This window comes from Daejeonella sp. AP26 (assembly GCF_056680515.1).
The window spans coordinates 1,262,701-1,281,731 of sequence record NZ_CM155286.1 but is presented as its reverse complement, the minus strand read 5'-3'; the positions used below and the strand labels follow the sequence as shown (position 1 = coordinate 1,281,731).

Annotated in this window: 15 protein-coding genes; 2 read left to right on the top strand and 13 right to left on the bottom strand. The window is 41.8% G+C overall.

All coding sequences use genetic code 11. The annotated features are described in order from the left end of the window. Positions 1 to 189: 189 nt before the first annotated feature. From AC1MCB_RS05515 to alaS, 4 genes are all read right to left on the bottom strand, one after another. Positions 190 to 909: an RluA family pseudouridine synthase gene (locus AC1MCB_RS05515; protein ID WP_479967741.1), complete on the bottom strand. Its 720-nt coding sequence runs from the start codon at positions 907 to 909 to the stop codon at positions 190 to 192. A 173-nt stretch (positions 910 to 1,082) separates the two neighbouring features. Continuing rightward, a complete protein-coding gene (locus tag AC1MCB_RS05510; RefSeq protein ID WP_479967740.1) occupies positions 1,083 to 1,775 on the bottom strand; it encodes a response regulator transcription factor in 693 nt (230 codons plus the stop codon). Between the two features lie 91 nt (positions 1,776 to 1,866). Continuing rightward, complete coding sequence (locus tag AC1MCB_RS05505; protein ID WP_479967739.1) at positions 1,867 to 2,964, bottom strand: redoxin domain-containing protein; 1,098 nt, start codon at positions 2,962 to 2,964, stop codon at positions 1,867 to 1,869. A gap of 155 nt (positions 2,965 to 3,119) precedes the next feature. After that, complete coding sequence (gene alaS / locus AC1MCB_RS05500; RefSeq protein ID WP_479967738.1) at positions 3,120 to 5,741, bottom strand: alanine--tRNA ligase; 2,622 nt, start codon at positions 5,739 to 5,741, stop codon at positions 3,120 to 3,122. A gap of 131 nt (positions 5,742 to 5,872) precedes the next feature. Between alaS and AC1MCB_RS05495 the strand changes: the two genes are divergently transcribed. After that, positions 5,873 to 6,208, top strand: a complete 336-nt coding sequence (locus AC1MCB_RS05495) for a MerR family transcriptional regulator (RefSeq protein WP_479967737.1) — start codon at positions 5,873 to 5,875, stop codon at positions 6,206 to 6,208. A 24-nt stretch (positions 6,209 to 6,232) separates the two neighbouring features. After that, positions 6,233 to 7,105 carry a diacylglycerol/lipid kinase family protein gene (locus tag AC1MCB_RS05490; protein WP_479967736.1) on the top strand — a complete coding sequence of 291 codons (873 nt, stop codon included), beginning with the start codon at positions 6,233 to 6,235 and terminating at the stop codon, positions 7,103 to 7,105. On the opposite strand, the gene AC1MCB_RS05485 is transcribed toward AC1MCB_RS05490, so the two are convergent. From AC1MCB_RS05485 to AC1MCB_RS05445, 9 genes are all read right to left on the bottom strand, one after another. Continuing rightward, on the bottom strand, positions 7,102 to 8,157 hold the full coding sequence (locus tag AC1MCB_RS05485) for a metallophosphoesterase (protein WP_479967735.1): 1,056 nt from the start codon (positions 8,155 to 8,157) through the stop codon (positions 7,102 to 7,104). The two genes, AC1MCB_RS05490 and AC1MCB_RS05485, sit on opposite strands and share 4 nt — an antisense overlap. Before the next feature lie 109 nt (positions 8,158 to 8,266). After that, on the bottom strand, positions 8,267 to 9,058 hold the full coding sequence (locus AC1MCB_RS05480; RefSeq protein ID WP_479967734.1) for an enoyl-CoA hydratase/isomerase family protein: 792 nt from the start codon (positions 9,056 to 9,058) through the stop codon (positions 8,267 to 8,269). A 132-nt stretch (positions 9,059 to 9,190) separates the two neighbouring features. Beyond that, positions 9,191 to 10,015 carry a glycerophosphodiester phosphodiesterase family protein gene (locus tag AC1MCB_RS05475; protein WP_479967733.1) on the bottom strand — a complete coding sequence of 275 codons (825 nt, stop codon included), beginning with the start codon at positions 10,013 to 10,015 and terminating at the stop codon, positions 9,191 to 9,193. Positions 10,016 to 10,122: 107 nt separating this feature from the next. Then, the gene (locus AC1MCB_RS05470) at positions 10,123 to 10,854 is read right to left on the bottom strand and encodes an MIP/aquaporin family protein (RefSeq protein WP_479967732.1); all 732 of its coding nucleotides are present in this window, start codon (positions 10,852 to 10,854) and stop codon (positions 10,123 to 10,125) included. A gap of 34 nt (positions 10,855 to 10,888) precedes the next feature. Beyond that, positions 10,889 to 12,385, bottom strand: a complete 1,497-nt coding sequence (glpK, locus tag AC1MCB_RS05465) for a glycerol kinase GlpK (protein ID WP_479967731.1) — start codon at positions 12,383 to 12,385, stop codon at positions 10,889 to 10,891. Then, on the bottom strand, positions 12,378 to 14,006 hold the full coding sequence (locus AC1MCB_RS05460; protein ID WP_479967730.1) for a glycerol-3-phosphate dehydrogenase/oxidase: 1,629 nt from the start codon (positions 14,004 to 14,006) through the stop codon (positions 12,378 to 12,380). The genes glpK and AC1MCB_RS05460 overlap by 8 nt, the downstream gene beginning before the upstream one ends. Positions 14,007 to 14,074: 68 nt before the next feature. Further along, on the bottom strand, positions 14,075 to 16,174 hold the full coding sequence (locus AC1MCB_RS05455; RefSeq protein ID WP_479967729.1) for a ComEC/Rec2 family competence protein: 2,100 nt from the start codon (positions 16,172 to 16,174) through the stop codon (positions 14,075 to 14,077). Then, positions 16,174 to 18,234 (bottom strand): ComEA family DNA-binding protein, encoded by a 2,061-nt coding sequence (locus tag AC1MCB_RS05450; protein ID WP_479967728.1) that lies wholly within the window; start codon positions 18,232 to 18,234, stop codon positions 16,174 to 16,176. Before AC1MCB_RS05450 ends, AC1MCB_RS05455 begins: the two co-directional genes overlap by 1 nt. Continuing rightward, a complete protein-coding gene (locus AC1MCB_RS05445) occupies positions 18,224 to 19,021 on the bottom strand; it encodes a hypothetical protein (RefSeq protein ID WP_479967727.1) in 798 nt (265 codons plus the stop codon). The genes AC1MCB_RS05450 and AC1MCB_RS05445 overlap by 11 nt, the downstream gene beginning before the upstream one ends. Between the last annotated feature and the right edge of the window lie 10 nt (positions 19,022 to 19,031).

The following is a 19,031-nucleotide window of genomic DNA, read 5'->3' as shown; positions in this document are numbered from 1 at the left end:
ATTAATAAAAAATCAAAACGTTAAAAGGTAGATAACCCTCCAACATCAAGAATTAACAATAACATTATTTGCGAGGTTGTTGAAAAAAGGGAACGAGAGGAGTGTTATTGATAAAAGATGATTTCAATTATGATATAAACTTCAATTGTAGCAAAGGGTTTGACCTAAGACCCGTTTACACAAACTATTTTACACGTCGAATCTATCCAATAATTTAAGCAAGGTGGAGAAGTCTTTTGGATAAGGTGCTTCGAAAGTCATCTCCTCAGTTTCATTAATTCTAAAGGTAACGCGATGTGCATGCAGGGCAAAACGCTTCATGATAGGCAACTCTTCTTGGTCTTTGCCCAATCTGTAACTGCGTTTGATTTCAGAAAGAAATACCGGACTTCCGCCATACATTTCATCGCCGGCAATAGATGCGCGTTGAGAGGCCAGGTGAATTCTGATCTGGTGCATGCGCCCTGAAACCGGACTACATTCTACCAAAGTATAGTGCTTATAATATTTTAAGGAATTGAATACGGTAAGCGCAGGCTTACCATCCTGACGATTAATGGCTACGTTTTTATTCCCCAGGTTCAAAATAGGAAGATCTACCTGTAAATCTTCAAAAACATGGGTGCCGTTTATAATGGCATGATAGATCTTTTTAACTTTTCGGTGTTCAAATTGCATTGACACCAACCGGTAAGCTTCTGGATTCTTAGCTATTATAAGAGCGCCTGACGTCTCCTTATCAAGGCGATGACATATCTGCGCATCGTCCGAATATTGCTTCGCCAGTCTCAGTAAATTCAGGTCGCCCCCTTCACGTTCATCCAGAGAACTTAAAAAAGCAGGTTTGTTAACAACAATCAGGTCATTGTTTTCAAAAAGGATCAGATCTTCAAACTTGGGAAACTTCACACCGGTAAATTTAAGGTGCAAAGGTACAGGTTAATTGGAATAAGGAACAAGGATTAAAGATTAATGACTTGAATTATTCGGGAAATTGGAATAAGGAATAAGGATTAAAGATCAACGATTTGAAAAACAGAGTTTCATCTTTGATCCTTCTTCTTTGCCCTCTACTCCTTTCCTTACTCCTTAACTTCAAATTTATATCCCACTCCTTTAACTGTGGTTACATAAGTATCGCCGAGTTTTTCTCGCAATTTACGGATATGCACGTCGATTGTACGATTAGTAACTACAACCGAGTCTTCCCAGATGCTTTTGAGTATTACATCGCGGGTATATACTTTGCCTGGTTTGGATGCTAAAAGATAGAGTAATTCAAATTCCTTTTTGGCAAGAACGGTTTTCTCCCCTTTTCGGTATACCAGGTAGGCATCGCGGTCAATGACCAGGTCAGAGATCTCAAGTTTATTTTCCGGCTCCTCTTCATTTTGCACATTTCTGCGAAGAATAGCGTTGATGCGGCTTATTAATGAACGTGGTTTAATAGGTTTCGCGATGTAATCATCAGCGCCAACATTGAATCCGGCTATCTCAGAATACTCCTCGCTGCGGGCTGTTAAAAAGACCATAAAGGTATTTTTAAACTCCGGCATGGTTCTCATTATGCGACAGGCTTCTATCCCATCCATTTTCGGCATCATAACATCCAGAATGATCAGGTCCGGCAAAATTTCTCTTGCTTTAGTAACCCCTTCCTGACCATTGGTTGCTGTATAAACAAGATACCCTTCTTTTTTAAGATTGTATTCTACGAGCTCAAGAATATCAGGTTCATCGTCAACAACTAGGATCTTATGTTTTACAGCGCTCATAATGATTATAATTTTCTGCTAAATTAGGTCGTTTTCAATCTCGGCAGGTTAACTCATTGTTACCAAATTGTTAATGATACTTCAAGTAATACTATTTTAACATGGATCTAAGGAAATTCTCAAGCTCAATACCTCGTAAATTTTTTGCGACGATAGTACCTGATGGATCTAATATGAAAGAAGCAGGAATGCCTTCAACCTTATACTGAGTTGAAACTTTTCCGTTCCACTCCTTAAGCTCTGATACATGCGTCCAATCTAGCTGGTCATCCTTTATCGCTTTAACCCACGGTCCTTTTGCCTTATCAAGTGATACACCCAAAACAGTGAAACCCTTGTCTTTGAAAGCGTTATGTTGCTTAACAAGATTAGGGTTTTCTTCACGACAGGGTGCACACCACGATGCCCAGAAATCCAGCAGCACGTATTTACCTTTAAGGTCTGATAACTTCACTATATCTCCTTCCGGAGTTGGTAGTTCAAATTGAGGTGCTGGCTGTCCGACAGAAACGGGTTTCACCTCCATCATTCTAGTTATAAATGATTCGACAGCTTTATTATTAGGAAATTTACCTTTGATATCCTCAGCATATTTAATTAGCTCCTGCTCATAGCGCTGCTGATCTATTGTACCCACTGCGTAAAATCCGGCAAGATTATCTTTGTTATCTTCCCCAAACTTTAAAGCTTCCTTCGAGAAAGCATCCATGTTTTTTTGAAACAAGGGCATTAAGGAATTATATATGGAGTCCTTTGAAGCAGGTTTCTCGTTGACCATACGGTTGTAATCTGACTGGATTTGCTGATAAACCTTACCGTAATCATTGCTAAGCTTGTTAAACTCGCGAATTTTCTCAGACTCTTCCGAACCATCAATTTTGTAGGCATTGCTTGTATCCGCCAGGTTGGTCTCAAACTCAAGTTCCTGACCATTCTTTGCTATGATCAGAAAGTTTTTCTCGCCAGCAAGCATGGTGTAGAAATTAGGTTCAAGTGATACTCTGCGAAACCGAAATTCATTGTTTTCGTTCAAAAAAGCAGAATCAACAACCTGGTCTAATTCGTAAAGAAGCACCTTTTTTATACTACCTGGATTTTCTATTTTTCCATCAATAGTAAACTCATCGTTGTTTTTACAGGCAGCTAATGTTGTTAATACGGTTATTGCTAATAATAATAATCTTTTCACGTTTGTTAATTTGATGATTTACAATGGCTTGATTATATGCCGTTATACAGTTAATGCAAATATAAGCAATGCAGGGGCAATGTTTGTAAGAGCCCTGTAACATACTGAGAACGTCTTTTGTAGAAATGAAAGGGTTAACCGTCTCTTTAGTCTTGTTAAGAAATTAGTGTTTGTGCTTTTTGCAGAGCTTTATCAAGCCCGGTTAGATCTTTACCACCGGCAGTTGCATAAAATGGCTGTCCGCCACCGCCGCCATTGATCTCTTTGGCTAGTTCACGTATGATGGTTCCTGCATTTAAGCCCCGTTCTTTTACCAGGTTCTCCGAGATCATTACAGTTAAATTAGGTTTTCCGTCAATTTCTGCTGCAAGTACCAGGAAAAGATTATCGGTAAGATCTTTAATACCATAAGCAAGATTCTTTACCGCATCAGCATTGGGAAGCTTAACTTTCTGAGCGATCAGGTTGATCCCATTAACGTTGAGAATCTCCTTCACCAACTCATGCTTTAATCCTGCTGATTTCTCCGTTATATTTTTCTCGATTTCCTTTTTAAAACTGTTGTTTTCCTCGAGCAAAGTCTCTACCGCCTTGACTACATCTTTTGGATTTTTCAACAATTGACGCAGATTATTTATGACCCTGGATTGCTCGCTAATATATTCCTGTGCACGGGCACCTGTTATTGCCTCAATACGTCTTACTCCTGCAGCAACAGCACTCTCTGAAATTATCTTAAAAAAACCGATTTGTCCGGTGGCCTGAACGTGTGTCCCTCCGCAAAGTTCTTTTGAGAATTGATCGCCAAAGGTAATGACACGAACATAATCACCGTATTTCTCGCCAAACAAAGCGGTTACACCTGATTGTAAAGCATCCTGATAGGGTACGTTACGCTCCTCTTTTAATGCAATGTTTTCCCTGATCTTCTCATTAACGATCAGTTCAATTGCGGCAAGCTCATCATCGCTTACCTTAGAAAAGTGCGAGAAATCAAAACGCAGATACTCATCGTTAACAAGTGATCCTTTTTGATTCACATGATTGCCTAATACCTGCTTTAAAGCTGCATGCATCAGGTGAGTTGCCGAATGATTGCTTTGTGCGGATACTCGCCTGGTATCGTCCACTAACGCCCAGAATTTCCCTTCGACATCCGCAGGCAATAGGTCCAGATAATGGATGATTAGTGCGTTTTCTTTTTTCGTATCTGTTACCTGAAATTGAAACAAACGTGAATGGTCTTCAAGTCTGCCGGTATCTCCGACCTGACCGCCACTTTCGGCATAGAAAGGTGTTCTGTTCAATACAACCTGAAACTGCTCCTTCCCTTTCGTGATAACGCGTCGATACTTCAGTATCTTGCATTCTGTTTCCAATTCGTCATAGCCGGTAAATTCTACCTCTTCCCCTTCACTTACAATGATCCAATCTCCGGTATCTATTGCCGTAGCAGCACGCGAACGATTTTTTTGCAGTTCAAGCGCTGCTACAAAACCCGGAAGGTCAACATTCCAGCCTTTCTCACGAGCCATCAGCTCAGTCAGGTCAATTGGAAAACCGAATGTATCAGAAAGCTCAAAAGCGAAATCACCGCTTATTACCTTAGAATCAGATTCATTGAGGTATTTATCGAAACGCTGTATTCCTGTAGCGAGAGTTCTTAGAAAGGATGCTTCTTCTTCTTTGATCACCTTTTGAACGAAGTCCTGCTGTTCTTTCAATTCGGAAAACACACCGTCGAATTGACTGGCTAAAACAGGAACCAGTTCATTCAGGAACGGTTCTTTAAATTCAAGGAACGTATATGCATAACGAACAGCTCTTCGCAAAATTCGCCGGATTACATAGCCTGCTTTATTATTAGATGGTAACTGACCATCGGCTATACAAAAGGAAATAGCACGTATATGATCAGCCATTACCCTCATGGCTATATCCGTTTGCTCATTTTCACCATATCTTTTACCTGCTGCCTTAGAGATGAACTGGATAAGCGGCTGAAATACGTCAGTATCATAGTTGGAGGTCTTCTGTTGAAGAACTCTAACCAGGCGTTCCAAGCCCATACCTGTATCAACATGTTGGGCTGGAAGTGGTTGCAGAGATCCGTCTTTCAAGCGATTAAACTGCATGAATACGTTATTCCAGATTTCTATGACCTGTGGGTGATCATTATTGACAAGTGACTTCCCATGTGTAGAATTTCTTTCCTCCAGAGTCCGGCAATCCACATGAATCTCGGAGCAGGGGCCACAGGGGCCCGTCTCACCCATCTCCCAAAAGTTGTCTTTTTTATTTCCTAAAAGAATACGCTCCTCGGCAATCAATCCTTTCCATAGATCATAAGCTTCCTGATCTCTTGGCAGACCTTCTTTATCGTCACCTTCAAAAACAGTTACATATAACTGATCTTTAGGAATCTGATAGACTTCAGTAAGCAATTCCCAGCTCCAGGTAATCGCTTCTTTCTTGAAATAATCACCAAAGCTCCAGTTGCCAAGCATCTCAAACATGGTGTGATGATAGGTATCAATTCCTACTTCCTCGAGGTCGTTGTGTTTTCCCGAAACCCGTAAACAACGTTGAGTATCTGCAACCCGTGGATACTTGACGGGTGCCTCACCAAGGAACAATTCTTTAAACTGGTTCATTCCCGCGTTTGTAAACATCAGAGTCGGATCGTTCTTTACTACAATTGGAGCTGATTGAACGATCTGGTGTCCTTTGCTTGCAAAAAAGTCTAAAAAAGCCTGTCTTATTTCTTTGGTGGTCATCCTTAAAAAATCAATTTGTGCAAAGATAAATTTAGATGTGAGATTTGGATATGAGAAATCCAGATTAATAAGTTAGTGTAAGCGTTTAGTAAAATGATTATTTTTGAAAAATCATCATCAATAACGCTAAGATGCCTTATAAAGAACGTGACATCACTAAACTATACTATACAATGGGTGAAGTAACCCAAATGTTTGATGTAAACGCCTCTCAAATTCGTTTTTACGAAAAGGAGTTTGATATTCTTCAACCTAAAAAGAACAAGAAAGGAAACCGCCTTTTTACCCCTGAGGATGTAGAGAACCTAAAGATCATTTTTTCCCTGGTGAAGGATAAAGGTTTTACCTTGCATGGTGCAAAAGACTATTTAAAACAAAATAAAAGCGAGATTAAAGAAAACCAAAAGGTGATTGACTCGTTAGAACGCCTGAAGCAATTCTTGCTGGAAGTAAAAGAGCAATTATAACCTCAAAATAAATAACCGCTCTGCATGAAAGTTCTGTTTGTTATTAACCCCAAATCAGGCGTTCAGGCTGACAGAACTCTCGATGAACTCATAGTAAAACAATCAGAACAGAGCGGCTTCGATTTCCTCATCTATAAGATGCAGGCTAATGACAAAGAGCAGATCCAACAACTGATTTCTGAATTTCAACCTGACTGTGTTGCTGCAGCCGGAGGCGATGGAACAGTAAACCTGATTGCCGGTCTATTATCCGAAACTAAGATCCAATTACTTATCATACCCAGCGGCTCTGCTAATGGTATGGCAAAAGAACTTGATATTTATAAAGTTGAGCAGGCGATCTCACTGCTGGAAACAGGTGAAAAAAAGGAGATTGATCTGATCCGCATAAATGGCATAATTTCCATTCATCTTGCTGATATTGGCCTGAATGCCCGCATTGTAAAACGTTTCGAAGAAGATAGCCGCCGCGGGATTCTTACCTATGCACGTCACCTTTTCGGCGAAATGTTTTTAATGAAGCACTACAGATTCCATATTATTTATGATGGCAAGGAGATTAAGCGAACAGCTGTGTCTGTTACGTTTGCAAATGCGTCAAAGTATGGTACCGGAGCAGTGATTAATCCGCATGGAATATTAGACGATGGCTTTTTCGAAATTATCATTGTTAAGCCGTTTCCGGATATCAAAATTCTTTCAATTGCCTGGAAGATGTTTAGAAACAAACTTGATACCTCAGATTATGTCGAGGTGATTTCCTGTAAACAGGCAGTGTTACGGTGCAGCCGGAGAACTACCCTGCAGGTTGATGGCGAAGTGATTGGTAAGGTCAAGCAGTTCCATATAGAAATGTTGCATAAATCCCTCACGGTTTTGGTGCCTCCACTAGATTAGTTTAACTCTTTCTCATACACTAATTTCCCCTTTGATTCTGCACTGTTCAGTGCCCATACTGAAGCAGATATCTTCCCGCCAGGCTCGCATCTAAGTTTAAAGAACCCTTTTGCTTTAAGACCAAAGTGCAGGTTTTTGCCCTCTTGTAATACGTATTTCAATTTTGACCCTGCACCACTAATTAAAAAGTGATTCTTATTTTTACTTATGTGCTGCAAATTGTGCTCGTGTCCGGCAGCATAAATCAATCCGGGATATTCTTTAAAAATCTCTTTCAGACGATTTCGTAATCTTCGATAGCGGGGATGAGCAATATCCTCTCTGGCACCAAAATACTTTCTGTAAAGCGGTAAAATAGATCCTATAAACGGAAGCGGAACATAGGCTTTCCTGTGATAAATTGTAAATGGAAAGAGATGATGTCTGAATTTATACCGCCCTCCATGGATAGCATAGCTGTAAACAGGCGAATGGCCGGCCACAATTATTCGTTTATGCTTGTTATCATCCAGCACCTTAATCAGATGCTCAAAAAATTCCTCTTCACTGGATACACGGCAACCGTATTGCTTTCCTATTGGTCTGAAACCGGATTGTAACCACCATTGCGTATTGATCAGGACGAGACAAATGTCATCGTTAATTTGAACTACCGACGGTCCTGGACAACCGCCTGACGGCAAAAACACATTTTTATTAAACAGTTTCTCCAAATATTTTTCCTGGCGCAAAACGTAATCATATCCGTCTTTACGACCTTTATTCCAGTCGTGATTTCCAGAAATAAAAATCACTTTTCCGTGGTAATCTTTAAGCGATTCTTTATGGGCGTCCAATGTCTGCTCTGCTTCCTTTCGAAGCAAATGACCAACGGGAGGAAGACCGCGCGGGTAAATATTGTCTCCTAAAAAAACGATTGCAGAATTTTGATCCGTGCTAATATGTGCCTTTAATGTTTCAAGCACCGCATCCGGCTTATGACGCGAAATATTACCCGTATCACCAATCAGGAAAATTTCAAATGATTTATCTTCGGGTGTTTTTGTCTGCATTTGATTTCTTTAACACCCTTTTTGATAAGTTGTTGAACTGAATTGAATAATAAACCGGAAGGCGAGTTTTAGAGAAGAAATTTTATGGGAATACTAGTACTTTCTCTAACTACCACTCAATCTTTTCTCTATTTAGAAAAGCAGAAATTCCTCTCTTGCAATCAGCGGTTGCACGTGCAGTAGCATTAAAATTTACAGCTTCATCCAGACTTTCTTCAAGTGTCATATTCTGCGCGAGATTAAGCAGTTGTTTAGTTAATGAAACCGACTGGGCAGAAGTACCTGACACTAATTTCTCAGCGTAGGTATTTACAGCTTCCTGAATGTTATCCTTATCACAGATGAAATTAATCAGTCCGTATGTTGATGCTGTAGCGGCATCAATTAATTCCCCACTCAGTAAAAGCTCCTTTGTACGCGCTTCACCGGTCTTACGTACCAGGAAACAGGCCACCAGTGCAGGAATGAAACCAATCTTTACTTCGGTGTAGCCAAACTTCGCTTCAGGAATACTAAACACAATATCACAAACTGAAGCTAAGCCACAGCCACCGGCAATAGCATGACCTTCCACCTGGGCAATAACTACTTTGGGTGACGTGTAAATTGTATAAAAAAGATCTTTCAAATCTGATGAATCAGCAACATTTTCATCGTAGGAGTTGCTTTGAAGCTGCTGCAGATAAGCAAGGTCTGCTCCTGCACTGAAAACATCTCCGGAAGCGTTCAAAACGATCACCTTAACATCATTGGCCTGACTAGCCCTGGTAAAAGCTTCCATTAAGGAGATTACCAGTTCCGGATTTAGCGCATTACGCTTTTCAGGTCTGTTCAACGTAATATAAGCAACCCTGTTGCCGACTTTATATTTTACCAATTCCATTTTGTGATGTTGTTTCATTGGCCAAATTCATAATGAGATTTCTTGATCTTACCTGAATAAGGTCTGTCCATGAGAGTTCAAATCTAATTGAAATATATCAACAGAATAAGGATCGCGAAGATTTTGATGCTACACAAATGAAATGACTAATTAAAATAAGTCCGGATAATCTGTTATTATTCCGTCTACTCCCAGAGCCTTTAAACGTTCGATCTCGTGCTTATCATTAACAGTCCATGGGATAATTTTCATTCCTTTAGCCTGAACTTCCTTAACTAAGGTATTTGATACGAGCTTAGCTGCCGGGCTATAAATTGCAGGTGTAAAGCCCAACTTCTGAAGATTAGAATCTAATGCACCGTCTTCAACAAGAAACGATGCTCTTACATGAGGATACTTCTTATGTAATACCTGCAAAGTTCTTACATCGAAGGATTGAATGATCGTCCAGGGGGTAATCTTCTTACCCTCTATTACCTCCATCACCAGTCTTATGAACTCATCTGGATCAGGATGCAAGAGGTTGTCACCTTCAACACTTGATTTGGTTTCAATATTGTAAAATACCTGAGGCTTCCCATTGGCAATTAGATATGTTTGCACAGAATCTATCACCTCGGATAACCGGGGAATATGAGCTTTGAACTTTCGTTGCTTAGGATACTTATCATAGAACTTGGTACCCACATCAAAGGTCTTCACCTCCTCGTAATTCATTTTATAAAAAGCACTCATCTCAGCTTCCTCAGCTGTTAACTCCCTTCCCTCACTAGTTAATGTAAATGAAGTATTAATATGATTATCGTGAGATAGGATAACCTGCTTATCAGCCGTAACCTGAAGATCCATTTCCAGAGTAGTCACACCCAGATCTATTGCCTTCAACATAGCCGGTACCGTATTTTCGGGCATTAGCCCGCGTGCCCCGCGGTGACCTTCCTTATCAAACGCTGGTAGCGGTGCTTGCTTTTGCATGGCTGGATGAAATACCCGACAGCCTGAGAATACTGTCAATATGATTAAAGTTGTGAGAAGTTTTTTCTTTGAAAGGATCTGCATCTTCAATAGTATGTTTTAGTAAATCAAATTCTGAGGAACATGTAGAGCAGCGCGGCTAGTGATGACCCAACCAGCGGACCTACAACAGGGATCCAGGAATAGCTCCAGTTGTTGCTTCCTTTTCCGGCGATAGGTAAAATGGCATGCATAATTCGTGGCCCCAGATCTCGGGCAGGATTAATGGCATAGCCAGTGGTGCCACCGAGAGATAGCCCGATAGCCCAAACCAGGAAGGCAACCGGTAGCGCTCCCAGCGATCCTAAACCAATCGGTGTCTTATCTGTCCCCATCTCTGCATTGGTAAAATAAAAGATCACGAAGATCAATACAAACGTTCCTACCACTTCGCTGATGAGGTTGGATGTTTTATTCTTAATAGCAGGAGATGTACAAAAGGCTGCAGACTTTAGCCCCGGATCGGAAGTCTTAATAAAATGGTCCCGGTACATCAGCCAAACAACTGTCGTTCCGAGCATAGCACCTATAAACTGGGCAAGAATAAACAAGGGCACCTTAGCCCAGTCAAATTTTTGTGCGATAGCCAGAGCCAGGGTTACAGCAGGATTTAAATGCGCACCGCTAAAAGGTGCCGCAATCACCACCCCGACAAATACAGCTAAAGCCCAGCCGGTGGTGATGACAATCCATCCACCGTTATTCCCTTTTGTTCCCGTCAGAACCACATTTGCAACCACACCGTTTCCCAGAAGTATTAAAAAGAAGGTGCCGATCATCTCGGCTGCAAATTGACTCATATCAGATTAATTAAGTGTTACCATTCAGTTATCATTATGCCTCTGTCCACGCCTTTACTCCTTTAACAGCCTTATACCAGCCCTTAATTAATTCATCAGAATCAAATTCAGCATCAAGCTCGAACACTTTGTTTATCTCCCACTGCTGCTGAATATCTTCAACACTGCTCCAATAGCCAATACCTAGTCCTGCCAAATAAGCGGCGCCTATAGCTGTTACTTCTACCATTTGCGGCCTTACAACCCGGGCTTTTAAAATATTAGCCTGAAACTGCATCAGCAGATCATTTGCGGTAGCTCCCCCATCAACACGTAGCTCCTTAATTGAAATTCCCGAATCTGCTTCCATTGCTTTTAACACTTCCATAGTCTGGAAAGCAATGCTCTCAAGGCTCGCCCTGGCTATATGTGCATCGTTGGTTCCCCGGGTAATGCCGAATATAGTACCCCTTGCATATTGGTTCCAATGGGGAGCACCTAATCCCGCAAATGCCGGAACTAAATATACTCCATCGCTGCATTCTACTTTCCCGGCAAGCGCCTCCACTTCGGCAGAACTTGATATCATTTTAAGTTCATCTCTTAACCATTGTACCACTGCGCCCGCAATAAAAATACTTCCCTCGAGCGCATACTCTGTTTTATCCCCAATTTTCCAGGCTATAGTAGTAACCAGGTTATTTTTAGACATAATCGGCTTTTCGCCGATATTCATCAACATGAAGCAGCCCGTCCCATATGTATTTTTAACCATCCCCGGCTGGGTGCACAGCTGCCCGAACAGCGCCGCCTGCTGATCTCCGGCAACGCCACTAATTGGGATCTTTGTTGCAAACAAGGTCGCAGAAGTCTCACCGAATATCTCACTTGAACTTTTGACCTCAGGTAGCATACTCGCGGGTATACCAAACAGTTCTAATAATTCCTTATCCCACTCAAGGGTAGTAATATTATATAAAAGGGTGCGTGAAGCATTACTGACATCAGTTACATGAGCCTTCCCCCCTGTTAAATTCCAGATCAGCCACGAGTCAACGGTTCCAAATGCCAGCTCTCCCGCTTCTGCTTTTTCTCTTGCACCGGCAACATTCTCCAGAATCCACCTGACTTTAGTCGCCGAAAAGTAAGCATCGATGACCAGTCCTGTTTTCTCCTGGATCATCGCTGCCAGCCCCCACGTCTTCAAGCTGTCACAGTAGTCAGCCGTTCTCCGATCCTGCCATACAATTGCATTATAAAGAGGCGTACCGGTATGGCGGTCCCAGACCACAGTGGTTTCGCGCTGGTTGGTGATACCTATGGCGGCAATGTCCATGGCTAGTAAGTTCGCTTTTAAAATAGCTTCCGCGGCAACGGAAGCCTGGCTGGACCAAATCTCACGCGGATCATGCTCTACCCAACCGGCCTGCGGATATATCTGCGTAAATTCTTTTTGAGCAACGGATACAAGGCTGCCTTTTTGATTGAACACAATAGCCCGGGAACTTGTAGTTCCCTGATCAAAGGCCAGAATAAACTTTTCTTTAGTCATTAACTTGAATTTTTAAAGGTTCATCGCTTTTATAGAAATGCATATCGGGCAAGTACTGCTTAGCTAAAGTGCTAAAACTTGAAATTTGATTACTCACCCAATGTTCATCATACTTCAGTTCTGAGGCTATTATGGAAGCGACCCTGGGAGCCATTTCTATCGCTATGCTGGCGTTTAGAAATAACATTCTCAGCCTTCTTGCAAGCACATCTTCAACCGTTCTGGCCATTTCATTCCGGACCGCCCAGATAACTTCCCCTACTATATGAGACATTTCCGGATGGAGCAGTTCCCCTAATACCGGTTCACTGCGGACCAGATCTTCAATATAGGCTTTATCGCTGCCGTAAATTGCTAGCGGACTCTGGTCAAGAGAATTCGAAAAACCGTGGATCTTCAGACGAGAAGTAATACAGGCAACTTTAGGGAGGCCAGCAACCTTAATCGTCTCATCAACCGTGTCTTCCGCCATTTTACGGTAAGTTGTCCACTTACCGCCCATAATCGTAACTAACCCGGAATTGGAAACATGGAGTTTATGACTTCTCGATATTTCTTTCGTTTTAGGGGAATCATTTACCGAAGCCGCTAATGGCCGTAAACCCGCGAACACACTTAATATATCCTTTCGGCCAGGAGGAATCAAAAGATATTTCTCAACGGTCCTGATGATGAAGTCAATTTCTTCATTTAATGCTACCGGTTCGAGGCTGTGACTGGGCAAGGGTGTATCAGTAGTGCCAAGTAGAATCTTACCATGCCATGGAACTGCAAAGAGCACTCGCCCATCTGAAGTTTTTGGAATGAGTAAGGCGTGATTGCTTTTCCAAAAGGACTGATCGATTACAACATGAACACCCTGACTTGCCCTGATGAGTGGCTTTGCTGAGGGATTATCCATTTCTAGAATGTCATCGGCAAAAACACCAGTGGCATTAACAACCGCCCTTGACTTGAGCGTATACTCCTGGTCATTTTCGAGATCCTGCGCAATAACACCTTTTATCTTTCCATCACCAGATTTTAACAAACCTTTAACACGCACATAATTGAGCAGCGCCCCTCCTTGTTCAGCGCAGGTCTGAGCTATATTAATGGCAAGGCGGGAATCATCAAACTGACCATCAAAGTACTCTATGCCACCCTTTAAGTTCCTCGGATTTATTCCTGGCACTAAGGGTTCAAGCCTTTGTTTGCTTATATACCTCGATTTCCCAAAGCTGAGATTTCCTGCCAACCAATCATAGAATTTTAATCCGATAACATACTTTAGTGTGCTCCAAATTCCGTAACAGGGAATGATGAATGCTTGCTTTTTGATCAGATGCGGCGCATTATTTAACAACCGGCCTCTCTCTTTGAGGGCTTCAAAAACCAATGAAATATTACCCTGCTCTAAATAACGAACTCCCCCGTGCACCAGCTTAGTGCTGCGGCTTGATGTTGCTTTGGCGAAATCTGATTGCTCAAGTAATAAAGTTTTGAAACCTCTGGCTGCCGCATCCAGTGCAGTCCCCAACCCGGTAGCTCCGCCGCCTACAACGATCAGATCCCAGATCGCTTCTTCTTTAAGTCTGGTCAAAAAATGTTCTCTTGTAAAGGAGGTAATAAGTTTACTCATATTTACACTATAATCAATTCACGATCGAAGCCTCACGGATTATTTTCAATCGATTCATTCAACGTTGATCAGTTAAATGATACCACATAAGCAGGCGCATCTTTTAAAACATAGAGAGGAATATCCAATGATTTCGCATCGTTTGTCCATTGTGCCACAAGGTATTTGTAGTTTGTTGCATCAATCAACAGTAAGGAGAAATCGGCCAAGCCTTTTAATTCTTTAACACTGATCCGGGGATTCCCGCTTAGCAACATGACGTCTGCTTTCACTTTTCCATTGAATACCAAACCATCCATATGTTTACCCCAACGGATAACCTTATATTCTCCAAACTGCATATAAGGCGGTGAAACTCGTACCTGCTTGTCCGAGAAAACGGTGTCCAAATTCATATTTGTTAGTTCAGAAATCCCCTGACTGTCCATCGCCGGTTTGATTGAAAAAGATAGTGTTTTTTCATCGTTAATCAGGTCACTGAATAAATAACCTTTCCCGTTTTGGATATATGCAATTGCTGCATTCTTTCTCAGACTGTAAAATATCAACTGCCGGCCGCTCTTGTCAGTGATTTTCTTGTAAGTAACGGTCACCGAGAAAAGCAGGATAGATGCCATACAAGCGTACACAGCAACCTTTTTGCCATATATCCATGCCCATATAACACTGGCGATGACCAGGTAAATCAGAGCATATTGAAAGGTGCTGATCCAGATTTCCCCAATGCTCGCAAAAGGCAGATCCTCAATATAAAATAAGCACTTATTGGTGTAAACAATAACAGCGTTTAAGCAATCGCCCAAAGGAACCAGTACCGATGGCCAGGGAATAAAAAGAAAGGCAATCCCTGCATACATAATGACGGCCAGAGGCAACACGACCACCAGGTTGCTGACAAGGAAATAAACCGGGAATTGATGGAAGTAATAAACGCTAATGGGAACAGTTGCAAGCTGTGCGGCTATTGATAAAGCAGAATAACTCCATAAGTAGTCCAGAACTTTGTTTTTCAAATAGAGTAAGTTATATATTTTCGGCTGGAGGTATATCAATCCGATTACCGCTAAATAAGATAGCTGAAACCCTACGTCAACCAGGTTATAAGGATTGTAAATAAGCAGGAAAAATGCTGAGATCGCGAGAAGGTTATAAGTATTTAGGTTTTTATTTAATGTTTTACCTAAAACCACGAAACTTAACATCATTGCGGCGCGACAAACTGAGGGTGAAAAACCTGTAATAAGGGCATAAAACCAGATAAACGCGATAATAATGAAGGCGCTCACATACCGAAGCCTGGCATGTTTACTTAATGGTCGCATTAAAAAAGCAAGCACTATAAAAACGATTGCTACATGCATCCCTGAAACAGAAAGCACATGCATCGTCCCGGTTTTTGAATAGGCCGAAACAACCTCTCTACTCAGATTTGCACGATATCCCAATATAAGGGTTGATGCCAGGGCGGCGGCGTCCTCATCCCGTAAATATTTATAGAATTTAGCCACCATCCGTGTGCGTAGCTGAAGCGCCAGGGCAATTAATCCGTTTCCTTCTTGATGGCTCAAGACCCTAACCTGTAGTTGATTAAGAAATATTTGCTTATAAATCTGTCTGCTTTCCAGATACTTTTTATAATTGAACTCAGCCGGATTAAATGGCGGGTCTATGTCATTGTATTGCGACGGAATCAGCAGTTTATCGCCATAGCCTAAAGTCATAGGACTTATAGAATCAGTATTAATCGCGACTAATAGTTTTCCTGAAGCTGGCCGCCTGGATTTAACTAGTAGAGATTCTTCAATGCTCGTTTCAAAGCGCAGGATCTTACCGGACAGCTGCGGCTCATTTCTGACAACGACAATAAGCGCTTCAGAAGGAAAACTTGTAAAATAGTCCGCATCATATTTCTGTGCAGAAGACAAGGTAAGTGCATAACCTGCCAGAAGGATCATGCTTTGGATCAATAAGCCGGGAAGCCATTTCCGCTTGTAGACACTCTCAAGCTTATAAAATCTGACGATCAGACTGAAAACAAAAAACAGTATTACTGAAACTGTAAGCGCCCACTCCCACTGGCCTTTTCCGGGCCACACCATGGCAAGTGTAATGCCCAGGATCAGGGGAACCAGCAGACGCACAAACGGTATTTCACCTTTGAAAAACATCAATACTGATACCTGAATTGTATTTTTATCTCCGATCGCTTAGACCCATCAATCTGGTCCTGGCCACTTCCAATTTCATTTAGATCACTATACTTGCTCAGACTGTAGCGCAGCCACATATCCATTTTATTGGTAATACGATATCGGCCATTAACATAAAATCGTAATCCCCTGTTCTGATAGGCTGGGATCGAGTAGCCGTATAACACATCACTCTCATAGGCATATATCCGTGAATTGAAGCCTGGAGTATCAAAGAGGGCAATCCGCATATTCCCCGAATAGCGTGCTTTCACAGGATCGATTAACACATCCTGGTAAACCAACCATCCCAATTCTTCTTTCTGTGTGTCCTTTTGATACTGAGATCCTTCGAGCCTATTCCTTAAAGTGATGATCTTACTTATCCTGGAACTGAATTCAAAGCGATATAATTGCTTGCTAACGTTCAGCAAAGTTTTAATGGCATTATCCACATCGTCATTATCCTGCTTTTGCTCCTTTTTGTACCTGATAGCCCATTTGGTGGTTTTAGAAGGAAGGTAACTTACCTGGCTAAAAAGTTCGTATCCCGTCGAGGGAGCATCTACACCAAACTTCAACCAGGGAAAACGGAAGTAATCTGAATATACCGATACATCCCACTTAGTTGCCGGTTTGATATGCAACCCTGCGTACAAACCGTTTTCATTCACTGAATTGCTGGCTTCTGCAACTGCCTGGTTAAAGAATGACTGATAATCATGGGGATAGTGTCGATGCAAAAGAACTACTGAAACCTGCGGAGCAATACTGCTCATCAAACCATTCACGAATGCGATGCTCCGATTACCACTGTATGCAGCTTCGCCGAAGATGTACGTGTTTTTTATAGTGAAGCCGTAATTGAACCCCACATTAGTAAGCATGCTACCTTCGAACTCAAATTTATTATATAAAAGCCGTCCGGCTTGAACAGGCTTATCAAACCTGGTTTGGTAGGCAGTAACCCCGGCATTGAATTTAGGCTTAACATACCGGACGTTGGCGCCATAAACAGTCTGCAGAAGGTTATTTTTATTGGCAAGCTCCGTTTTTGTACGATGCAAGCCACTCTGGGGCATGGAGCCTACCTTAGGCAAATTTCCATTGATTTCTTCAATTCCAGCATCAATATTCCTAAACGACACAAATGGAGTAATGTCAAAAGATCGGTAATTAACTGTCGATGCCACCCCACGGAAAAATAAAGATTCATTACTCGATCTATAGGGTTGCAAGCCGAGTTCCGGTTTGGCGAGTGTAGTGATCATCGCACCCTTCCCGAAAGTTAATCCTGACCATAAAGTCAATCCCTGACCAAACTGAAGGGAATAATCTCCCACAACAACTTTCTTTATTCTGCCGGCGTTCCTGATGAAAACGTTGGCAGAACTAAAGTCAAAGCCAATAGATTTATTAGCCGGAAAGAATTGTTCACCTGCATCCTTCTCCATGTTGATCGAAGCAGAAACATTGCGCCCATAGTTATATCTGTAGCGAATCAATAATCGCTGAGGTGTACCGATGTAGGCAGATGTTTCCGCTCCCTCTACTGTCTTGTAGCCTTTTTGCTTTTCCAGATACTGACCATACCGAATCATAAGATCGTTTGAACCTTTTTGAAGCAAGTTCTTTAGGGAAATAGCCTCTAAAGAATTGGGCAAACCCAGGTAAACAAAGTTTATGAATCTGCGGATGGCAGACAAATCAAACCCATCAACGCTTTGCAATTCAAGCAGGTCAATTATTTTCCCATTTTCCAGCCGGTGTTCCAAAAAGGCATTTATTTGCAGGGGTGTGAGGAATACTAGTTCCTGAAGCTGCTCCCGCGTTATTTTATTGATCTCAACAGGGTGCTTCTGGTAAAAGGTTAGCCGTTCAGTCAACTCTGAAAAATCAAAATCTTCGGCCATATCTTCAGACATATCCTCAATGATCTGTTGTATTACCGGGTCTGCATCTGTCTGTGAAAAGGCAGGCTTCCCGCTAAAAGCGATCGTTAAAATAAAGCAAATACAGGTGATTGCCTTAAAACTCATAGCTGAGCGCTATTTGAGGAGAGTAACCGAGAACCGGCTGCGAGGAAGCAGCAATATCCATCTTTAAGTTTCGAAAACCCAAGCCAACGCCTGCATAATGCTTAAAAGGATTGGCGGATATCCCACCCCTCAATGCTAACAAGTCAATAATCTGGTATTCAAGTCCGGCCTTAGTATCTATAATTCCACCAGCCAGAGTTTTCTCGGTAGCTAAGGCAATCAGTACTTTTTTCGAAAACAAATAAGATATGCCAACCTGTATCTTGCTTGGGTTCAACAGATTAAAGTCGGAATGTGATCTATTTATAGTTGGGTTTGCAACATGAGCACCTACAGATAATTTATCATTTAAATGATATTGAATACCGGCTTCAACAGAGTATGTACTGGATGACCCATAGGATTCAATTGCCAAAAGATGATAGTTGAAATTCAGAGCAACAAATAGTTGATCACCGAAACCTTTCGCATAACAAAAAGCAGCTCGCTGTTCATTGTACGATGCATAGCCATATCTCTGGAAGCTTAAGCCTAAGACGTTCTGATGGAATGGTATAACGAAAATAGCAGATTGGGTACTTAACTCATACCCCGCGAAGGGTTTTTGAAACGCAATAGCAAGAGTGGCTTTTTTTATGCCCGCAAGCCCTGCCTGATTTAACTGTAACGACCATACATCTTTGAGCGAAACTCCTGCAGATGCCATCGACGTGAACCGGGCACCGGTATTGACCTGAGCACTTGCACTGAAACTTATTAGAAATATTATACCGTATAAATATTTCATATTTCAATAT